The organism is Streptomyces naganishii JCM 4654, assembly GCF_014650575.1.
In the GTDB taxonomy this organism is placed as follows: Bacteria; Actinomycetota; Actinomycetes; order Streptomycetales; family Streptomycetaceae; genus Streptomyces; species Streptomyces naganishii.
Genome location: NZ_BMVF01000027.1, coordinates 52,568 through 70,660 on the forward strand (window position 1 = coordinate 52,568; position 18,093 = coordinate 70,660).

General features: G+C 71.8%; 14 protein-coding genes. 4 read left to right on the forward strand and 10 right to left on the reverse strand.

Annotated elements, in window-relative coordinates; translation table 11 throughout:
- Positions 1-64 precede the first annotated feature (64 nt).
- The 5 genes from ftsH to dacB form a co-directional block, all read right to left on the reverse strand.
- Positions 65-2,104 (reverse strand): ATP-dependent zinc metalloprotease FtsH, encoded by a 2,040-nt coding sequence (gene ftsH / locus IE217_RS31990; protein ID WP_189709273.1) that lies wholly within the window; start codon positions 2,102-2,104, stop codon positions 65-67.
- Positions 2,105-2,288: 184 nt separating this feature from the next.
- Positions 2,289-2,828, reverse strand: a complete 540-nt coding sequence (hpt, locus tag IE217_RS31995; RefSeq protein WP_190181480.1) for a hypoxanthine phosphoribosyltransferase — start codon at positions 2,826-2,828, stop codon at positions 2,289-2,291.
- A gap of 95 nt (positions 2,829-2,923) precedes the next feature.
- Positions 2,924-3,943, reverse strand: coding sequence for a tRNA lysidine(34) synthetase TilS (gene tilS / locus IE217_RS32000; RefSeq protein ID WP_373298176.1), 1,020 nt, complete (start codon positions 3,941-3,943; stop codon positions 2,924-2,926).
- Positions 3,944-4,512: 569 nt separating this feature from the next.
- Positions 4,513-5,646: an Rv3626c family coenzyme F420 biosynthesis-associated protein gene (locus IE217_RS32005; protein ID WP_190181460.1), complete on the reverse strand. Its 1,134-nt coding sequence runs from the start codon at positions 5,644-5,646 to the stop codon at positions 4,513-4,515.
- A gap of 122 nt (positions 5,647-5,768) precedes the next feature.
- Entirely contained in the window at positions 5,769-7,262 is a 1,494-nt protein-coding gene (gene dacB, locus IE217_RS32010; RefSeq protein WP_373298177.1) for a D-alanyl-D-alanine carboxypeptidase/D-alanyl-D-alanine endopeptidase, read from the reverse strand.
- 202 nt (positions 7,263-7,464) lie between these two features.
- Here dacB and IE217_RS32015 point away from each other — a divergent pair, with 202 nt between their 5' ends.
- Entirely contained in the window at positions 7,465-7,956 is a 492-nt protein-coding gene (locus tag IE217_RS32015; RefSeq protein ID WP_190181481.1) for an inorganic diphosphatase, read from the forward strand.
- 126 nt (positions 7,957-8,082) lie between these two features.
- Positions 8,083-9,846, forward strand: a complete 1,764-nt coding sequence (locus IE217_RS32020; RefSeq protein WP_190181462.1) for a threonine/serine exporter family protein — start codon at positions 8,083-8,085, stop codon at positions 9,844-9,846.
- Here IE217_RS32020 and IE217_RS32025 read toward each other — a convergent pair.
- Positions 9,843-10,892, reverse strand: a complete 1,050-nt coding sequence (locus IE217_RS32025; RefSeq protein ID WP_190181463.1) for a DedA family protein — start codon at positions 10,890-10,892, stop codon at positions 9,843-9,845. The genes IE217_RS32020 and IE217_RS32025 overlap by 4 nt on opposite strands.
- A 143-nt stretch (positions 10,893-11,035) precedes the next feature.
- Positions 11,036-11,797, reverse strand: coding sequence for a MerR family transcriptional regulator (locus IE217_RS32030; protein WP_190181464.1), 762 nt, complete (start codon positions 11,795-11,797; stop codon positions 11,036-11,038).
- Positions 11,798-11,917: 120 nt separating this feature from the next.
- On the opposite strand from IE217_RS32030, the gene IE217_RS32035 reads away from it, so the two are divergent.
- Together IE217_RS32035 and gad are read left to right on the forward strand one after the other, a co-directional pair.
- Complete coding sequence (locus IE217_RS32035; protein WP_190181465.1) at positions 11,918-13,201, forward strand: ion channel protein; 1,284 nt, start codon at positions 11,918-11,920, stop codon at positions 13,199-13,201.
- A 79-nt stretch (positions 13,202-13,280) separates the two neighbouring features.
- Complete coding sequence (gene gad, locus IE217_RS32040) at positions 13,281-14,693, forward strand: glutamate decarboxylase (protein ID WP_190181466.1); 1,413 nt, start codon at positions 13,281-13,283, stop codon at positions 14,691-14,693.
- 183 nt (positions 14,694-14,876) lie between these two features.
- Here the strand turns inward: gad and IE217_RS32045 are convergent, their stop codons facing one another.
- The 3 genes from IE217_RS32045 to IE217_RS32055 form a co-directional block, all read right to left on the reverse strand.
- Positions 14,877-15,425 carry a DinB family protein gene (locus tag IE217_RS32045; protein ID WP_190181467.1) on the reverse strand — a complete coding sequence of 183 codons (549 nt, stop codon included), beginning with the start codon at positions 15,423-15,425 and terminating at the stop codon, positions 14,877-14,879.
- A 145-nt stretch (positions 15,426-15,570) separates the two neighbouring features.
- Positions 15,571-17,031: an aldehyde dehydrogenase family protein gene (locus IE217_RS32050; protein ID WP_190181468.1), complete on the reverse strand. Its 1,461-nt coding sequence runs from the start codon at positions 17,029-17,031 to the stop codon at positions 15,571-15,573.
- 185 nt (positions 17,032-17,216) lie between these two features.
- Positions 17,217-18,053 carry a Sco1979 family transcriptional regulator gene (locus tag IE217_RS32055; protein WP_506004913.1) on the reverse strand — a complete coding sequence of 279 codons (837 nt, stop codon included), beginning with the start codon at positions 18,051-18,053 and terminating at the stop codon, positions 17,217-17,219.
- Between the last annotated feature and the right edge of the window lie 40 nt (positions 18,054-18,093).

The window sequence follows — 18,093 nt, forward strand, 5'->3', positions numbered from 1 at the left end:
CAGGCTAGAACCAGGGGGGCGCGGCATCCATTCCGGGGCCCGCGGGGGTCCGGTGGGGCCGGTGTCAGTTGTCCGGGCGGTCCTCCGGGGCCTGCTCCGTCGCCGGGGCGGGCTCGGTGGCCGTGGACTTGACGGTGCTGATCGCGGCCGTGGCGCCGTTGGCCCCGTTGGTCAGGGCCAGCTCCTTCGGGGAGAGCACCGGCGGCCGGGTGGACGGGGTGCGGCGGGAGGAGCCGGTCCAGGCGGGCCGGGGCGGGCGCTTGACGATCGGGGCGAAGATCTCGGCGATCTCCTCCTTGCCGAGGGTCTCCTTCTCCAGCAGCGCGAGGACGAGGTTGTCGAGCACGTCGCGGTTCTCGACCAGGATCTCCCAGGCCTCGTTGTGCGCGTTCTCGATGAGCTTCTTGACTTCCTCGTCCACCAGCGCGGCGACCTCCTCGGAGTAGTCGCGCTGGTGAGCCATCTCACGTCCGAGGAACGGCTCGGTGTTGTCGCCGCCGAACTTGATGGCGCCGAGCCGCTCGGTCATGCCGTACTGCGTGACCATCGCGCGGGCCGTGGAGGTGGCCTTCTCGATGTCGTTCGCCGCGCCCGTGGTCGGGTCGTGGAAGACGAGCTCCTCGGCCGCGCGGCCGCCCAGCATGTAAGCGAGCTGGTCCAGCATCTCGTTGCGCGTGGTGGAGTACTTGTCCTCGTCCGGCAGGACCATGGTGTAGCCGAGGGCCCGGCCTCTGGACAGGATCGTGATCTTGTGGACCGGGTCGGAGTTCGGCGAGGCCGCCGCGACCAGGGCGTGGCCGCCCTCGTGGTACGCGGTGATCTTCTTCTCCTTGTCCGACATGATCCGGGTCCGCTTCTGCGGGCCCGCGACCACGCGGTCGATCGCCTCGTCCAGCATCTTGTTGTCGATCAGCTTCTTGTCGCTGCGGGCCGTGAGCAGCGCGGCCTCGTTCAGGACGTTGGACAGATCGGCGCCGGTGAAGCCGGGGGTGCGGCGGGCGACGGCGGACAGGTCGACGTCGGGCGCGACCGGCTTGCCCTTCTGGTGGACCTTGAGGATCTCCAGACGGCCCTGCATGTCGGGGCGGTCGACCGCGATCTGGCGGTCGAAGCGGCCCGGGCGCAGGAGGGCCGGGTCGAGGATGTCGGGCCGGTTGGTGGCGGCGATGAGGATCACGCCGCCCTTGACGTCGAAGCCGTCCATCTCGACGAGCAGCTGGTTCAGCGTCTGCTCGCGCTCGTCGTGACCGCCGCCGAGGCCGGCGCCGCGGTGGCGGCCGACCGCGTCGATCTCGTCGACGAAGACGATCGCCGGGGCGTTCGCCTTGGCCTGCTCGAACAGGTCGCGGACCCGGGAGGCGCCGACGCCGACGAACATCTCGACGAAGTCGGAACCGGAGATCGAGTAGAACGGCACGCCGGCCTCGCCCGCCACCGCGCGGGCGAGCAGGGTCTTGCCGGTGCCGGGCGGGCCGTAGAGCAGCACGCCCTTGGGGATCTTGGCGCCGACGGCCTGGAACTTGGCCGGCTCCTGGAGGAACTCCTTGATCTCCTGGAGCTCCTCGACGGCCTCGTCGGCGCCGGCGACGTCGGAGAAGGTCGTCTTCGGGGTGTCCTTGGTGATGAGCTTGGCCTTGGACTTGCCGAAGTTCATGACCCGGGAGCCGCCGCCCTGCATCTGGTTCATCAGGAACAGGAAGACGACCACGATGAGGACGAAGGGGAGCAGGGAGAGCAGCACGCCGACGAAGGGGTTCTGCTTGGACGGCGAGACCGTGTAGCCGTCCGGGATCTGCTTGTCCTGGTACTTGGTCTGCAGCGTGCCGGCGATGGTCACGCCCTGGTCGCCGATGTAGCTCGCCTGGATCTTGGAGCTGCCGTCGACCTTCTGGCCGTCCTTGAGCTCGACCTTGATGGTCTGCTCGTCGCCCGTGGTCAGCTTGGCCGACTGGACCCTGTTGTCATTGATCGCTGCGACGACCTGGCCTGTGTCCACCGTCTTGTAGCCGCCGGACGAGCCGACGACCTGCATCAACACGACCACGGCAAGGACGGCCAGCACGATCCACATGACCGGCCCACGGAAGTATCGCTTCACGTCCATCCATACGGAGCGGTGCCGCCCCGTCCCTCCTGCCATAGTGAGTTTGATAAGACAGTTCTTCTGACGGTACCCCAGCATTGTGGCTCGAAGCCGCACGGAAGAGCCGGCGTCCCCGTCTGCATGCTCCAACGGCTCCGGGGCCCCGGGGGTTCCCGATCACGTACGGGCCGGGCCCCCGCGGGGTTCAGCCGCCGTAGACGTGGGGCGCGAGCGTACCGACGAACGGCAGGTTGCGGTACTTCTCGGCGTAGTCAAGGCCGTAGCCGACGACGAACTCGTTGGGGATGTCGAAGCCGACCCACTCGACGTCGATGGCGACCTTCGCGGCCTCCGGCTTGCGCAGCAGCGTGCACACCTTCAGGGAGGCGGGCTCGCGGGAGCCGAGGTTGGAGATCAGCCAGGACAGGGTCAGGCCGGAGTCGATGATGTCCTCGACGATGAGGACGTGCCGGCCCTTGATGTCGGTGTCGAGGTCCTTGAGGATCCGCACCACGCCGGAGGACTGGGTGCCCGCGCCGTAGGAGGACACGGCCATCCAGTCCATGGTCAGCGGGGTGGACAGCGCCCGGGCGAGGTCGGCCATGACCATCACCGCGCCCTTGAGGACGCCGACGATGAGCAGGTCCTTGCCCGCGTACTCCGCGTCGATCTTCGCGGCCAGCTCCGCGAGCTTGGCGTCGATCTCTTCCTTGGTGATGAGCACCTGCTTGAGGTCGGCACCCATGTCTTTCGCGTCCACCGCATCACTTTCGGTCGTCCCACCGGCCGGTCCGGCGCGCTCCGCGGCCCGCTCCAGCGGGCCGGTGGGAGGGTCCGGATTCAGCCTTGCCGAATCACCAGTCTGCCACCCTGCCGCTGTGCGACGACTCTGCCCGGGAGGTTGATGGCTCCCTGGCCGTGCCAGCCGGTGACCAGCCGGTCCACTTCCTCGATGTGGCGGGCGAAGAGCGAGCCGGCCGGGGCGCCGGCGTCGATGGCGGCGCGGCGCAGCACGCGGCGGCGCACGGCGGGCGGCAGTCCGCTCAGCTTGGCGCACTCCAGGCCTCCGGCGGCGTCGCGTACGGAGGCGGCGGCCTGGCCGGCCCAGGCGTCCAGCGCGTCGGCGTCGTCACGGGAGAGCTGGGCGGTGCGGGCCAGGGCCTCCACGACGCCCTTGCCGAGGGCCTTCTCCAGGGCGGGCAGGCCCTCGTGGCGCAGCCGGGAGCGGGTGTAGGCGGGGTCGGCGTTGTGCGGGTCGTCCCAGACCGGCAGGGACTGGACCATGCAGGCCTTGCGGGCGGTCTGGCGGTCGAGGTGCAGGAAGGGGCGGCGGTAGCGGCCGCCGGCCCCCGAGACCGCGGCCATTCCCGACAGGGAGCGGATGCCGGAGCCGCGGGCCAGGCCGAGCAGCACGGTCTCGGCCTGGTCGTCGCGGGTGTGGCCGAGGAGGATCGCGGCGGCGCCGTGGCGTTCGGCGGCGGCGTCCAGGGCGGCGTAGCGGGCGTCGCGGGCGGCGGCTTCGGGACCGCCGTCGCGGCCCACGGTGACGGCGACGGCCTCGACCGGGTCGAGGCCCAGTTCGCGCAGGCGCTGGGCGACCTCGTCGGCGCGCAGGTCGGAGCCGGACTGGAGGCCGTGGTCGACGGTGACGGCGCCCGCGCGGATGCCCAGCTTGGGCGCCTCGAAGGCGAGCGCGGAGGCGAGCGCCATGGAGTCGGCGCCGCCGGAGCAGGCCACGAGCACGAGCGGCGTCGGCGGACGCTCGTGCGGGTCGGTGCCGGCGGCCGTGGCGCCCTCCGGGTCCGCGGGGCGCGCCTGCGGCCCCCGCGCCTCCCGTGTGGGCTCCCGGAGCGCCTCCAGGGCCTCCAGGGCGTCGAGGGCGTCCCGGCCGAGGGCACCCCGGTCCAGGGGGGCCGGCTCAGGGGCAGGGGCACCGGCGGCGGGGCTGCCGGCCGCGGCGGGGCCCGTCGTGGGCGGCGTCTGCGGAAGGTGCGGCGACGTGCCGCTCGGCGGCTGGGGGTTGTACGGCGGCTGGGGGCTGTACGGCGGCTGGCCCGGGAGCTGGGTGATGCGCTGCGCCGGGGAGGGCTGGGCGGCGCGTGCGGGGCCGCCCGCGCGGGCGGCGGCGCCCAGGGGCGTGCGCACGGCAGCCGGCCGGGTGTGCTCGTCGAGGATGTCGTGGAGGACGCGGCGTACCGCCAGGCGTATCGCCGCGACCGCAGGATGGGGACCCATGTCCGGTTCCCTTCACGGAAGTGTTCGGGGGGTGAGCCCGAGGTTCGGTCACTCAGAGTGTGTCGATGGTGACAGAAACGGGCCGTTCCCCGAGCATTGCACGCCTACCCATTGCCCACGGTCCCTCGGACGGGTGATTGAAGGGGCGTTCGCCTGCCGTCGGCCGGATTCGGTTCACGACGTCGTCACGCCGTTCACGAATCGGCCTTGCGGTGCACCCGTGCGACCCAGTCCGCCGGTTTGGCGATCTCCGCCTTGGTGGGCAGGGTGTTGGGCGAGGTCCACACGCGGTTGAAGCCGTCCATGCCGACCTGGTCGACGACCGCGCGGACGAACCGCTCCCCGTCGCGGTACTGGCGCAGCTTGGCGTCCAGGCCGAGCAGTTTGCGCAGGGCCATGTCCAGGCGGGAGGCTCCCTTCGCGCGGCGCTGCTGGAACTTCTCTCGGATCTCGGCCACGGTCGGCACGACGTCGGGACCCACCCCGTCCATGACGAAGTCGGCGTGGCCCTCCAGGAGGGACATCACCGCGGTGAGCCTGCCGAGGATCTCCCGCTGGGCCGGGGACTGCACCAGTTCGACCAGGGAGTGGCCGCCGTCGTCCTCCTCGCCCTCCGGACGCCCGCCGGCCAGCGACTGGGCGGCCTCGCGGATGCGCTCCAGGAAGGCCATCGGGTCGACGTCGGTCTCCGCCAAGAACGACTGGATTTCGCCCTCGAGGTGGTCGCGCAGCCAGGGCACGGCGGTGAACTGCGTGCGGTGGGTCTCCTCGTGCAGGCACACCCACAGGCGGAAGTCGTGCGGCTGCACGTCGAGTTCACGCTCGACGTGGACGATGTTCGGGGCGACGAGCAGCAGCCGGCCGGCGCCGTTCGCGCCCGCCGGGAGCTCGAGGGTGGGCGGGGCGAAGGTCTCGTACTGGCCGAGGACCCGGGAGGCGAGGAAGGACAGCAGCATGCCGAGTTCCACGCCGGTGACCTTGCCGCCGACGGCGCCGAGGACCGCGCCGCCCGTGGTGCCGCTGCGCCGCTCGTGCATCTTGTCGAGCAGGGGCTTGAGGATCTCCCGGAACCCGGCGACGTTCGCCCGCACCCAGCCCGGCCGGTCGACGACGAGGACGGGGGTGTCGTGGGTCTCCTCGGTACCCAGACGGGTGAAACCGCGGACGTGTTCCTCGGAGGATTTGGCGTGCCGGCGCAGTTCCGCGACGACGGCCCGGGCCTCGTCCCGGCTCACCTCGGGGCCCGGCCGTACGAGCCGGGTCGCGGTCGCGACCGCGAGGTTCCAGTCGACCATCCCGGAAGAAGCAGCACCACCGATGCTCGTCATGCGTCAACGGTACGTGAGCGCCGCCGCTTGGGGCAGGCCGTGGAGATGCCCCGGTGGCGACCCTCGTCCCGTCCCGCGCCCGGAGCCGGCGGGCGCCGGGCGCCGGGCGCGCGTCCCGTCCGCTACCCGCAGCCGCAGGAAGCCAGGGCCGTCGCCGTCCGGTCGAGGGCCGACTGGGCCGTGTCCGGGGACGTGGTGCCCTCGGCCAGGAAGGCGAAGGCCAGGAGGTGGCCGTCCCGGTCGACGGCCGTGCCGGCCAGGGCGTTGACGCCGGTCAGGGTGCCCGTCTTGGCCCGTACGACGCCGGCCGCGCCGTCGGAGGTGTAGCGGCCGGCGAGGGTGCCGGTGAAGCCCGCGACGGGCAGGCCGCTGAGGACCGGGCGGAGTTCGGGGTGGGCCGGGTCGGCGGCCTTGAGGAGCAGGGCGGTGAGCAGGCCGGCGGTGAGCCGGTCGTCGCGGTCCAGCCCGCTGCCGTCGTGGAAGGCCGCGCCGGTCAGCGGCAGGCCGAGCTTCCTGAGCTGGGCGGCGACCGCGTCGGCGCCGCCGGCGAAGTCGGCGCGGCCGCCGGTCGCGGCGGCCGTCTGCCGGGCAAGGGCCTCGGCGATGTCGTTGTCGCTGTTGGTGAGCATGCGCTCCACCAGGTCGGACAGCGGGGGCGAGCTGACGCTCGCCAGGGTCTCCGCGCGGCCGGTCGCCTTGGAGGGGCCGGGGGCGCTGACGCCGATGCCGTGGGCGGAGAGCAGCCGGCCGAAGGCGCGGGCCGCGTCGGCCGCCGGTTCGCCCACGCGGGGCGCCGGGCCGCCGGACGAGCCGTCGGTGCGGGCCTCGTCGGCCATGAGGGCGCTGACCGGGGCGAGGTTGTCGTTGACGCCGATGGGGTGCAGGGCGGGACCGTCGAACAGGGTGGTGTCGTAGGACAGCGTCACCTTGTGCAGGCCCCGCTTGGCGAGGGCGGCGGCCGTGGCGTCGGCGAGGGTGCGCAGGCTCGCCCAGCCGTGGGCGTCCTCGCGCGCGGTGAGGGTGGGGTCGCCGCCGCCTACCAGGATCACTTCGCCGGTGCCGGGCTCCAGGGCGGCGCGGGTGGTGAGGCGGTGGTCGGCGCCGAGGGCGGACAGGGCGGCGACGGCGGTGGCGATCTTGGTGGTGGAGGCCGGGGTGAGCGCGTCGTCGGCGTCCCGGCCGTAGAGGCGTTCGCCGGTGGTGACGTCGACGACGGCGGCGGACTGGCGGGCGCCGAGCGCGGGGTCCGCGAGCAGCGGGCCGAGCACGCCGGCCAGGGCGTGCCCGTCGGACGCCGACTTCACCTGGTTCCCGCCCTCGCCGAGCCCCACGAGGACCGGCACGGCGCTGGGCGCGGGCCGCGGCCCACCTGCGGACGTATCGGATGTGCCGGATGTACGGGACGTACCGGACCGGCGGCCGTGATCTGTGCCACCCGCGTGCTCCAGGGCGGCCGCGCGGTCCCGCTCGGCCGTACGCTGACCGGAGGAGTCCCAGGGTCCGGTGGCGGTCACCACACCGGCGGCCAGCGCCAGCCCGGCGGTGGCGGCGACGGCGGTGAACCGCGTGTTCCGCGACCCCGCGGACCGCGGAACGCGGCCGGCGGCGGCCCGCACGACCTGCGTGACCCGCTCTTCCACGGCCCCGACGGCCCGCTGGAGGCGCGGTCGCGCGGTGCGCGCGAGGCGCGCCAGACGCGGTCTCGCGGCCCGCCAGGCCCTCAGCTCCGGCACGACCACCAGCCCCTTTCGCGATCACACACGTGCGTGAGGGACACTTAACCACCAGAACTATGTGCTGATCATGGAGGAGCCACCGGTGGAGTTCGACGTCACGATCGAGATCCCGAAGGGTTCGCGGAACAAGTACGAGGTGGACCACGAGACCGGTCGTATCCGCCTGGACCGTCGACTCTTCACTTCGACCAGCTACCCGGCCGACTACGGCTTCGTCGAGAACACCCTCGGCGAGGACGGCGACCCGCTGGACGCGCTGGTCATCCTGGACGAGCCGACCTTCCCCGGCTGCCTCATCAAGTGCCGCACGATCGGCATGTTCCGGATGACGGACGAGGCCGGCGGCGACGACAAGCTGCTGTGCGTGCCAGCGTCCGACCCGCGCGTGGAGCACCTGCGGGACATCCACCACGTCTCGGAGTTCGACCGTCTGGAGATCCAGCACTTCTTCGAGGTCTACAAGGACCTGGAGCCCGGCAAGTCGGTCGAGGGCGCCAACTGGGTCGGCCGCGCCGACGCCGAGGCGGAGATCGAGCGTTCGGTCAAGCGCTTCCAGGAGCACGGCGGTCACTGACCCCCGCGCCCGCCGCGACGGGCCGCGCCGCTCCCCCACGGGGGCGGCGCGGCCCGTTCGCATGCGGACCGGTCCGTCTGCGCATACTGAGGCTTACGGAAGGTGTCGTTCAGGGAGCGTTGCTCAGTGACGGATGCGGAGGACCGCAAGCCGCAGTCGGACGAGGCGAGGAGCGCGTTCACGCCTCCCAAGGGGACCTCGCGGGCCTCGGTGACACAGGTCACCCAGGTGATCCCGGTGCCGCCCGCACCGGCGCCCTCGCCGGCCGCGGACGGGGAGTCGTCGACGACGTCCGAGTTCGCCGTACCCGAGGGGCTGGCCGTGCCGAGGACGGGCAGCGAGTCGGAGACCACGTCCGAGTTCGCCCTTCCCGACGGCCTCGCGGCCCCCGAGGCGCCGGCCGCCGAGCCCGAGGGCTCCGCGTTCAGCCCGCCCAGCACCTACAGCGCACGGCAGGCCCCGCCCGCGTTCACCCCGCCCACCGGCATTCCCACCGTCAGCCTCACCAAGGACGTCCCCTGGCAGGACCGCATGCGCACCATGCTGCGCATGCCGGTGACCGAGCGGCCCGCGCCCGAGCCGGTGCAGAAGGCCGAGGAGGGCGGACCCGCCGTCCCGCGCGTGCTCGACCTGAGCCTGCGCATCGGCGAGCTGCTGCTCGCGGGCGGTGAGGGTGCCGAGGACGTGGAGGCGGCGATGTTCGCCGTCTGCCGCTCCTACGGCCTGGACCGCTGCGAGCCGACCGTCACCTTCACGCTGCTGTCGGTCTCCTACCAGCCGTCCCTGGTGGACGACCCGGTGACGGCCTCCCGCACGGTGCGCCGCCGGGGCACCGACTACACGCGTCTGGCGGCCGTGTTCCGGCTCGTCGACGACCTGAGCGACCCGGAGACCCACGTCTCCCTGGAGGAGGCCTACCGGCGCCTGGCGGAGATCCGCCGCAACCGGCACCCCTACCCCGGCTGGGCGCTGACCGGGGCCGCCGGGCTGCTCGCGGGCGCGGCCTCCATCCTCGTCGGCGGCGATCTGCTGGTGTTCGTGGCGGCCGCGCTCGGCGCGATGCTCGGCGACCGGCTGGCGTGGCTGTGCGCGGGGCGCGGGCTGCCGGAGTTCTACCAGTTCACGGTGGCCGCGACGCCGCCGGCCGCGCTCGGCGTCGCGCTCACGGTGGCGCACGCGGACGTGAACGCGTCCGCGGTCATCACCGGTGGGCTGTTCGCGCTGCTGCCCGGGCGGGCGCTGGTGGCGGGTGTGCAGGACGGCCTGACCGGCTTCTACATCACCGCCTCCGCGCGCCTGCTGGAGGTCATGTACTTCTTCGTCGGCATCGTCACCGGCGTGCTGCTGGTCCTCTACTTCGGCGTGAAGCTGGGCGCCCAGCTCAACCCGGACGCGGCCCTCGGCGTCAACGAGCGGCCGGTGGTGCAGATCGTCGCCTCCATGCTGCTGTCGCTGACCTTCGCGGTGCTGCTCCAGCAGGAGCGCTCCACCGTGCTGCTGGTGACGCTCAACGGCGGGGTGGCGTGGGTGGTCTACGGCGCGATGCACTACGTCGGCCACATCTCGCCGGTGGCGTCCACGGCGGTGGCGGCGGGCCTGGTGGGGCTGTTCGGACAGTTGCTGTCGCGCTACCGGTTCGCCTCCGCGCTGCCCTACACCACGGCGGCGATCGGGCCGCTGCTGCCGGGCTCGGCGACGTACTTCGGGCTGCTCGCGATCGCGCAGAACAACATCGACAAGGGGCTGGTGTCGCTGGCCAAGGCGGTGTCGCTCGCCATGGCCATCGCGATCGGCGTGAACCTGGGCTCGGAGATCTCCCGGCTGTTCCTCAGGCTGCCCGGCGGCACGGCGGCGGGACGCCGCGCGGCCAAGCGGACGCGCGGGTTCTAGGGCCGGCCCTGGCCGCGGTCGTAGTCGCCGTACTCCCCGTGGCCGCCGTACTCGCCCTGCTGGTTCCCGTAGGGCTGCTGCGGGTGCTGCTGCCCGGCCGGGTACTGCTGCTGCGGGTACTGCTGCCCGGGGGCGTACTGCTGCTGGTCGGGGTACTGCTGCCCGGGCGCGTACTGCTGCTCGGGGTACTGGCCGCCGCCGTAGTACTGGTCGTGGCCGTACTGGCCGCCGCCCTGCGCGTGGTCGTGCTCGCCGTGCTGCTCGCCGGCGTAGGGGTAGGACGGCTCGATGCGGCGCAGGCGGGTCGTCGCGTCGTCCATCGCGGGCCGCCGCGGGTCCTGCCCGTACGGCTGCTGGGCCTGCTGCTGCCCGTACTGGTGCGCGTAGTGCGGCTCCTGCTCCACGGGCGGCTCCTGGGCGCCCTTCTTCGACTTGGAGCGGGCGCGCAGGTACTCGATGGCGATCGGGACCACGGAGACGAGGACGATCAGGATGAGGATCGCCTCGATGTTGTTCTTGACGAAGTCGTGCTTGCCCAGCCAGGAGCCGAGCAGGGTCACACCGGCGCCCCACAGCACGCCGCCGATGACGTTGAAGACGGCGAACGAGCGGTACCGCATGCCGCTGACGCCCGCGATGATCGGCGTGAACGTCCGCACCACGGGCACGAAGCGGGCCAGGACCAGGGACTTGGGGCCGTACTTCTCGAAGAACTCGTGCGCCTTGGTGACGTTCTCCTGCTTGAACAGGCGGGAGTCGGGGCGGTTGAACAGCGAGGGTCCGACCTTCCTGCCGAACATGTAGCCCGCCTGGTCGCCCAGGACGGCGGCGAGGCAGATGAGGGCGATCGCGCCCCACAGCGGGAAGTCCATCTGCTTGGTCGTGATCAGCAGACCGCAGGTGAACAGCAGCGAGTCGCCCGGCAGGAAGAAACCGATGAGCAGGCCGGACTCGGCGAAGACGATGAGGAGCAGGCCCCAGATCCCGAAGTTGTCGAGGAGGTTGTTCGGATCCAGCCAGCTCGGGCCGAGTGCGAGCGTCATCACGGTTCCGGGCTCCTGAGGGGTGGGGAGGTGCGGCGGCCGTACGGCCGTGCTGCCGCACAAAGTATCAACGTCGGATGTACGGCCCGGGTTCCCCCGTAGCCCACCGGATCCCCGGCTTCCGCCGGGACCGGTGGGCGCGCCTCTCAGGAGGTGTGGCGCGCGGCGTTCGCCACGATCGCGTCGCGCATGTAGGCCGCGAGGCCCGGCCGGATGCCGTCGTACGTCGCCGTGAAGCGCTCGTCGGCGACGTACATCTCGCCGAGGCAGGTGTGCATCTCGTGCCCGCAGTCGTAGTAGCTGTCAGCGATGAAGCGGCGGTGCTCCTCGGCCACGTCCATGGCCGCCTCGGAACCGGCCGGGGCGCCGGAGTCGAGGAGTGCGGCCATGCGCCGGTGGATGTCGTCCTGCCGGGCGTTGACCCGCTGCCAGTCCTCCTTGGTGTACGAGGCGGTGCGGCGCTGGGACTGGCGGTAGGCCTCGGTGTTCCCCCAGCGCTCCCTGACCTCGTCGGCGTACTGCTCGGGGTCGGAGTCCCCGAACACCTCGAACCTCTCCTCGGGCGTGAGATCGATCCCCATCTTGCGTGCCTCCATGGCGTGCTCCACGGCCTCGGCCATCCTGCGCAGCTTCTCGATCCGGGCGGTCAGCAGTTCGTGCTGGCGGCGCAGGTGCTCCCGCGGGTCCGCGTCCGGGTCGTCGAGCAGGGCCGCGACCTCCTCGAGCGGGAAGCCGAGCTCGCGGTAGAACAGGATCTGCTGCAACCGGTCGAGGTCGGCGTCGCCGTAGCGCCGGTGTCCCGCGTGGCTGCGCCCGCCCGGTACGAGCAGGCCGATGTCGTCGTAGTGGTGCAGGGTGCGCACCGTCACTCCGGCGAAACCGGCGACCTGTCCCACGCTGTAGCCCACTTCCGCTCCCTTCCTTCGTGCGCCCTCCACGCTGCCGCCTCACGTGGCGTGAGGTGCAAGCCCGTCCCGCGCCCGGATGTTGCGCCCGTTTTGGCGGGGATGCCCGTTTATGGTGTGCCCGTGGTCCAGGACACCGCGCACCAGGCGCCCACCACCCCGGCGGTCCCGGCCCGCGCCCTGCTGCCGCTGATCCTGCCCGCCCTCGTCGTCGGCATCGGCGCGAGCCTGCTCCTGCTGCTGGTGACGGGCCTGGCCGAGCGGCTCCAGGAGGTGCTGTGGGGCGACCTGCCGGACGCGCTGGGCATCGGGCCGTACTCCGTGGCCTGGATGCTCATCATGCTCACCGCCACGGGCGTGATGGTGGGGCTCGTGGTCTGGAAGGCGCCGGGCCACGCCGGTCCCGACCCGGCGACGCTCGGTCTGACGGCGGCGCCGATCGCGCCGGTGGTGGTCCCGGGGCTGCTGGTGGCGGCCATGCTGATGCTCGCGGGCGGGCCGAGCCTGGGCCCCGAGAACCCGGTGATCATGGTGAACGTGGCGCTCGCCTTCTGGCTGGGCCGCAGGCTGCTGCCCCGGTTGCCCGGCCCCCTGTGGCCGGTGCTGGCGGAGGCGGCGACGATCGGCGCCCTGTTCGGCACGCCGGTGGCCGCGGCGCTGGTCATCTCCGAGGCCCTGGCCGGGCGGCCGGCCAAGGGAGCACTGTGGGACAACGTCTTCGCGCCGCTGGCCGCCGGAACCGCCGGGGCGATGACGACGAACCTGCTGACCCACCCCGTCTTCGACCTGCACCTGCCGCCCATGGGCGGCCCCCGCTGGTCCGACACGCTGGCCGCCCTGGTCATCGCCTCCCTGGCCGCGCTGCTCGGCCTCGCCGCCGTCGAAGCCTTCCCCTACGTCCACCGCGCCTTCTCCCGGCTCGGGCACCCGATGGCGGCGCTGCCGCTCGGCGGGCTCGTACTGGGGCTGCTGGGCGCCCTGGGCGGCCGTCTGACGCTCTTCAAGGGGCTGTCGGAGGTCGGGGAGCTGGCCGGCAACCCTGACGGCTGGACGGCGGGCCAGTTCATGACGATGGCCGTGGTGAAGCTGGCCGCGCTGCTCGTCGCCGCGTCCTGCGGCTTCCGCGGCGGGCGGATCTTCCCCTCGGTCTTCATCGGCGCCGCGTTCGGGCTCGGCGCCCACGCCCTGGTGCCCTCGGTGCCGGAGGCGGTGGGCGTGGCGGCGGGCGTCCTGGGCATGCTCCTGGCCATCACCCGGCAGGGCTGGGTGAGCCTGTTCACTGCCGCGGTACTCGTGGCCTCGCCGACGATCCTGGCCCTGCTGTGCGTCGCCTCGCTGCCGGCCTGGCTGCTGGTCACCGGGCGGCCGCAGATGCAGCTGAAGGAGGACGGGACGGCGCTGCGGTGACCGGCCCGCTTCCCCCTGTGCCCGTGTCCGTACCGAATCGCTTACCGAACCGCCCACCGAGATCCGAGGAGAACGCCGTATGCCGCTCCACCGAGGTCACGAGAAGCCCGACGAGCGCCCCCTGTCCGTCAACCCCTTCTACGGCGAGGCCAATCCGGCCGCCGAGATGACCGAGGCGCCGCCCAAGCACCGCCTGGCGGACTCGCCCCTGACACCCACCACCGCGTACCAGCTGGTCCACGACGAGCTGATGCTGGACGGCAACTCGCGGCTGAACCTGGCCACGTTCGTCACCACCTGGATGGAGCCCCAGGCCGGGGTCCTGATGGGCGAGTGCCGCGACAAGAACATGATCGACAAGGACGAGTACCCGCGCACCGCCGAGCTGGAGCGGCGCTGCGTGGCCATGCTCGCCGACCTGTGGAACGCGCCCGACCCCTCGGCCGCCGTGGGCTGTTCCACGACCGGGTCGAGCGAGGCGTGCATGCTGGCCGGGATGGCGCTCAAGCGGCGCTGGGCCCAGCGCAACGCCGACCGCTACCCCTCGCGGGACGCCCGGCCGAACCTCGTCATGGGCGTGAACGTCCAGGTGTGCTGGGAGAAGTTCTGCAACTTCTGGGAGGTGGAGGCCCGCCAGGTCCCCATGGACAAAGACCGCTTCCACCTCGATCCGCAGGCCGCCGCCGAGCTGTGCGACGAGAACACCATCGGGGTCGTCGGCATCCTCGGCTCCACCTTCGACGGCTCCTACGAGCCCATCGCCGACCTGTGCGCCGCCCTGGACGCCCTCCAGGAGCGCACCGGCCTGGACGTCCCGGTGCACGTCGACGGGGCGTCCGGCGGCATGGTCGCGCCCTTCCTGGACGAGGACCTGGTGTGGGACTTCCGGCTCCCGCGCGTGGCCTCGATCAACACCTCGGGGCACAAGTACGGGCTGGTCTACCCGGGCGTCGGCTGGGCGCTGTGGCGGGACAAGGAGTCCCTACCCGAGGAACTGGTCTTCCGCGTCAACTACCTCGGCGGCGACATGCCGACCTTCGCGCTCAACTTCTCCCGGCCCGGCGCCCAGGTCGTCGCGCAGTACTACTCGTTCCTGCGGCTGGGCCGCGAGGGCTACCGGATGGTCCAGCAGTCCACCCGGGACGTGGCCACCGGCCTCGCCGGACGCGTCGAGGCGCTCGGCGACTTCAAGCTGCTCACCCGCGGCGACGAGCTGCCCGTCTTCGCCTTCACCACCGCGCCGGAGGTCACCTCGTACGACGTCTTCGACGTCTCACGGCGGCTGCGCGAGCACGGCTGGCTGGTGCCCGCGTACACCTTCCCGCCGAACCGCGAGGACCTGTCCGTGCTCCGCGTGGTCTGCCGCAACGGCTTCTCGGCGGACCTCGCGGAGCTGTTCGTGGAGGACCTCGCCCGGCTCCTGCCGGAACTGCGCCGCCAGCCGCACCCGCTGACCCGCGACAAGGCCGCGGCGACGGGCTTTCACCACTAGGGCCTTTCTTCCGGATCAGGCCGGCTCCGAGCCACCTCGCCTTCCGGCAGGCCCGAGCGGTGGCTGGTGCGTGCAGCTGCAAGGCGGAGGAGGGAGTCGACGCGGAGCATCGGCGACCGGCGACAACGCCGCGTATGTGCGTGCCAGCCACCGCGACCGGTGGCAAGATCCGGAAGAGAGGCCCTAAGGCCGTTCCGCCTGCTGCTCGAGGGCGACCAGTTCGAAGGCCGTCTTCCCGTCCAGCGACTCGCGGACGATGTCGGCGTGGCCGGCGTGCCGGGCCGTCTCGCGGATCAGGTGCAGGCACAGCCAGCGCATCGAGACCCGCTCGTCGGGCGGGAACCAGGGGTCGTTCGGGAGGGGGAAGGTGTCGTCGAGGCTGGGCACGGAGCGGACGTGGTCCTCCGTCTCGGCGGCGACCTTCTCCCAGTACGCCAGCTGCTGGGCGACGCTCTCGCCGTCGAGCAGCTGGAAGCACTCGTGCCAGTTGGCCTGCGTGCGCTTGACCGCGGGCGGCTGCTGCTTCGCCCGGGCGATCCAGGTCTGCTCGACCTCGGCGACGTGCTTGAGCAGCCCGCCGAGGGACAGCTCGCTCGCGCTCGGGCGCAGGCGGGCCTGCTCTTCCGTCAGCCCCAGCAGCGACCTGCGGATGCCGCCGCGCTGCTCCTCCAGGAAGGACAGCAGCGCCCCGCGCTCGTCGCCCTGGGCCTCCGCCCGCACGTGAGTGACCATGACCGGCCGCCTTTCGTCTCGGTGCTCCCACCGGCTTGTTGTCCGGCATGAAAGACGCTACGGGCCCATGCGGTCAGATGCTGTCCGCATGGGCCCGGGGGGCGGGAAACAGCCGTGGAAGACAGTGGCGGCAACCGGGGGAGGACTAGAACGGGAAGCCGCTGCGGCCGTGCTGCACCGAGATCCACTTCACCGTCGTGAAGGCGTCGAGCATCGTGTCGCCGTTGAGCCGGCCGAGCCCGGAGTGCTTCTCGCCGCCGAAGGGGACGATCGGCTCGTCGTGCACCGTCCCGTCGTTGACGTGGAACATCCCGGTGTCGACGCGCTTGGCGAAGGCGACACCGCGCTCGACGTCCGCGGTGTGGACGGCGCCGGACAGGCCGTAGGGGGTGTCGTTGACGATGCGGACCGCCTCCTCCTCGCCGTCGAAGGGGACGAGGAAGGCGACCGGGCCGAAGACCTCCTGCCGCAGCAGGGCGGAGTCGGCGGGGAGGTCCGTGAGGACGGACGGCGCGACCAGGTTGTCGCGGGCGGCGCCGCGCACCAGGGCGGTGGCGCCCTCGGCGATCGCCTGCTCCACCGCGTTCGAAATGGCGTTCGCCTGCGTGGAGTTGATCACCGGGCCGATGACCGTCTCCGGGTCGCGCGGGTCGCCGACCTTGAGCGACTTCACCTTGGCGACGAACTTCTCCGTGAACTCGTCGGCGACCGAGCGGTCGACCAGGACGCGGTTGGCGGCCATGCAGACCTGGCCCTGGTGGACGTACCGGCTGAAGACGGCCGCGTCGACCGCGTAGTCGAGGTCGGCGTCGTCGAGGACCACGAGCGCGCTGTTGCCGCCGAGTTCGAGGACCGCGCGCTTGAAGTGGGAGGCGCAGACGGTGGCGACGTGCCGGCCGACCTTGTCGGAGCCGGTGAAGGAGATGACCTTGGGCACCGGGTGCTCGAGGAAGGCGTCGCCGATCTCGGCGATGTCCGTGATCACGACGTTGAGCAGACCGCCCGGCAGCCCCGCGTCCTCGAAGATCTTCGCCACCAGGGAGCCGCCGGTGACCGGGGTGTTCTGGTGCGGCTTGAGCACCACGCCGTTGCCGAGGGCGAGGGCGGGGGCGACCGACTTGATGGACAGCAGGAAGGGGAAGTTGAACGGGCTGATCACGCCGACCACGCCCACCGGGACCCGGTAGACGCGGTTCTCCTTGCCGTCGACCGGGGACGGGATGATCCTGCCCTCGGGCCGCAGCGCGAGGTGGACCGCCTCGCGCAGGAACTCCTTGGCCAGATGCAGTTCGAAGGCCGCCTTCAGCCGGGTGCCCCCGAGCTCGGCGATGATCACCTCGGTGATCTCCTGCTCGCGCTCCTCGACCAGGCGCAGCGCCTTCTCGAACACCGCGCGGCGGGTGTAGGGATTGGTGGCGGCCCATTCCTTCTGGGCGCGGGCGGCCGCGCGGTAGGCCTGATCCACCTCGTCGGCCGTGGCTATCGTGATCGAGGCGAGCTTCTCGTCGTCGTACGGGTTGAAGTCGATGATGTCCCAGGAGCCGGTGCCCGGACGCCACTCGCCGTCGATGTACTGCTGGGCCAGGTCGGTGAAGTAGGACGACATGTGATCCCTCAAATCCCCTGCTGCCGAGGCGGTTCGAAGCAGTCGGAGCCCGATCAACTCGCGATCACTTCTTCACGGTCCGATCGTTAAGGTCTGATCGTTCTGATCGTTCAGGTCTGATCGCACGTCATCGTACTTGTGCGGCAGGCCAGTTGGCTGATCACCGGGGCGTTCTGGGGATTTCCCTACGACAGCTGGAGCAGCCCGCGCAGCAGGTCACGGCTCTCGTCCGGGCCGGGGCTGTCGTTCTGGAGTTCCTTGAGCGCCTTCTCGTACTGGGCGACGTCCTCGCGCTTGTCGAGGTACAGCGCGCTGGTCAGCTGCTCCAGGTAGACCACGTCCGAGAGGTCGGACTCGGGGAAGCTGAGGATCGTGAAGGCGCCGGACTCGCCGGCGTGGCCGCCGAAGCTGAACGGCATGACCTGGAGCCGCACGTTGGGCCGCTCGGAGATCTCGATCAGGTGCTGCAGCTGGCCGCGCATCACCTCGCGGTCGCCGTAGGGCCGGCGCAGGGCCGCCTCGTCCAGGACGATGTGCAGCTCCGGGGCGTTCTCCGCGACGAGGTACTTCTGCCGCTCCAGGCGCAGCGCCACCCGCCGCTCCACGTCGGCCTCGCTCGCGCCCCGCATGCCGCGCCGGACCACCGCGCGGGCGTACGCCTCCGTCTGCAGCAGCCCGTGCACGAACTGCACCTCGTAGACACGGATCAGCGACGCCGCGCCCTCCAGGCCCACGTAGGTGGGGAACCAGCTGGGCAGGACGTCGGAGTAACTGTGCCACCAGCCCGCGACGTTGGCCTCCTTGGCGAGGGAGAGCAAGGAGGTGCGCTCCGCCTCGTCCGTGATGCCGTACAGGGTCAAGAGGTCTTCCACATCTCGGGTCTTGAAGCTCACCCGGCCCAGCTCCATCCGGCTGATCTTCGACTCCGAGGCCCGGATCGAGTACCCGGCCGCCTCACGCGTGATCCCGCGCGTCTCCCGCAGCCGCCTGAGTTGCGAGCCGAGCAGCATGCGCCGCACCACCGATCCGGGCTCTCCCGCGCTCACGTTCGCCAGCCTCCCC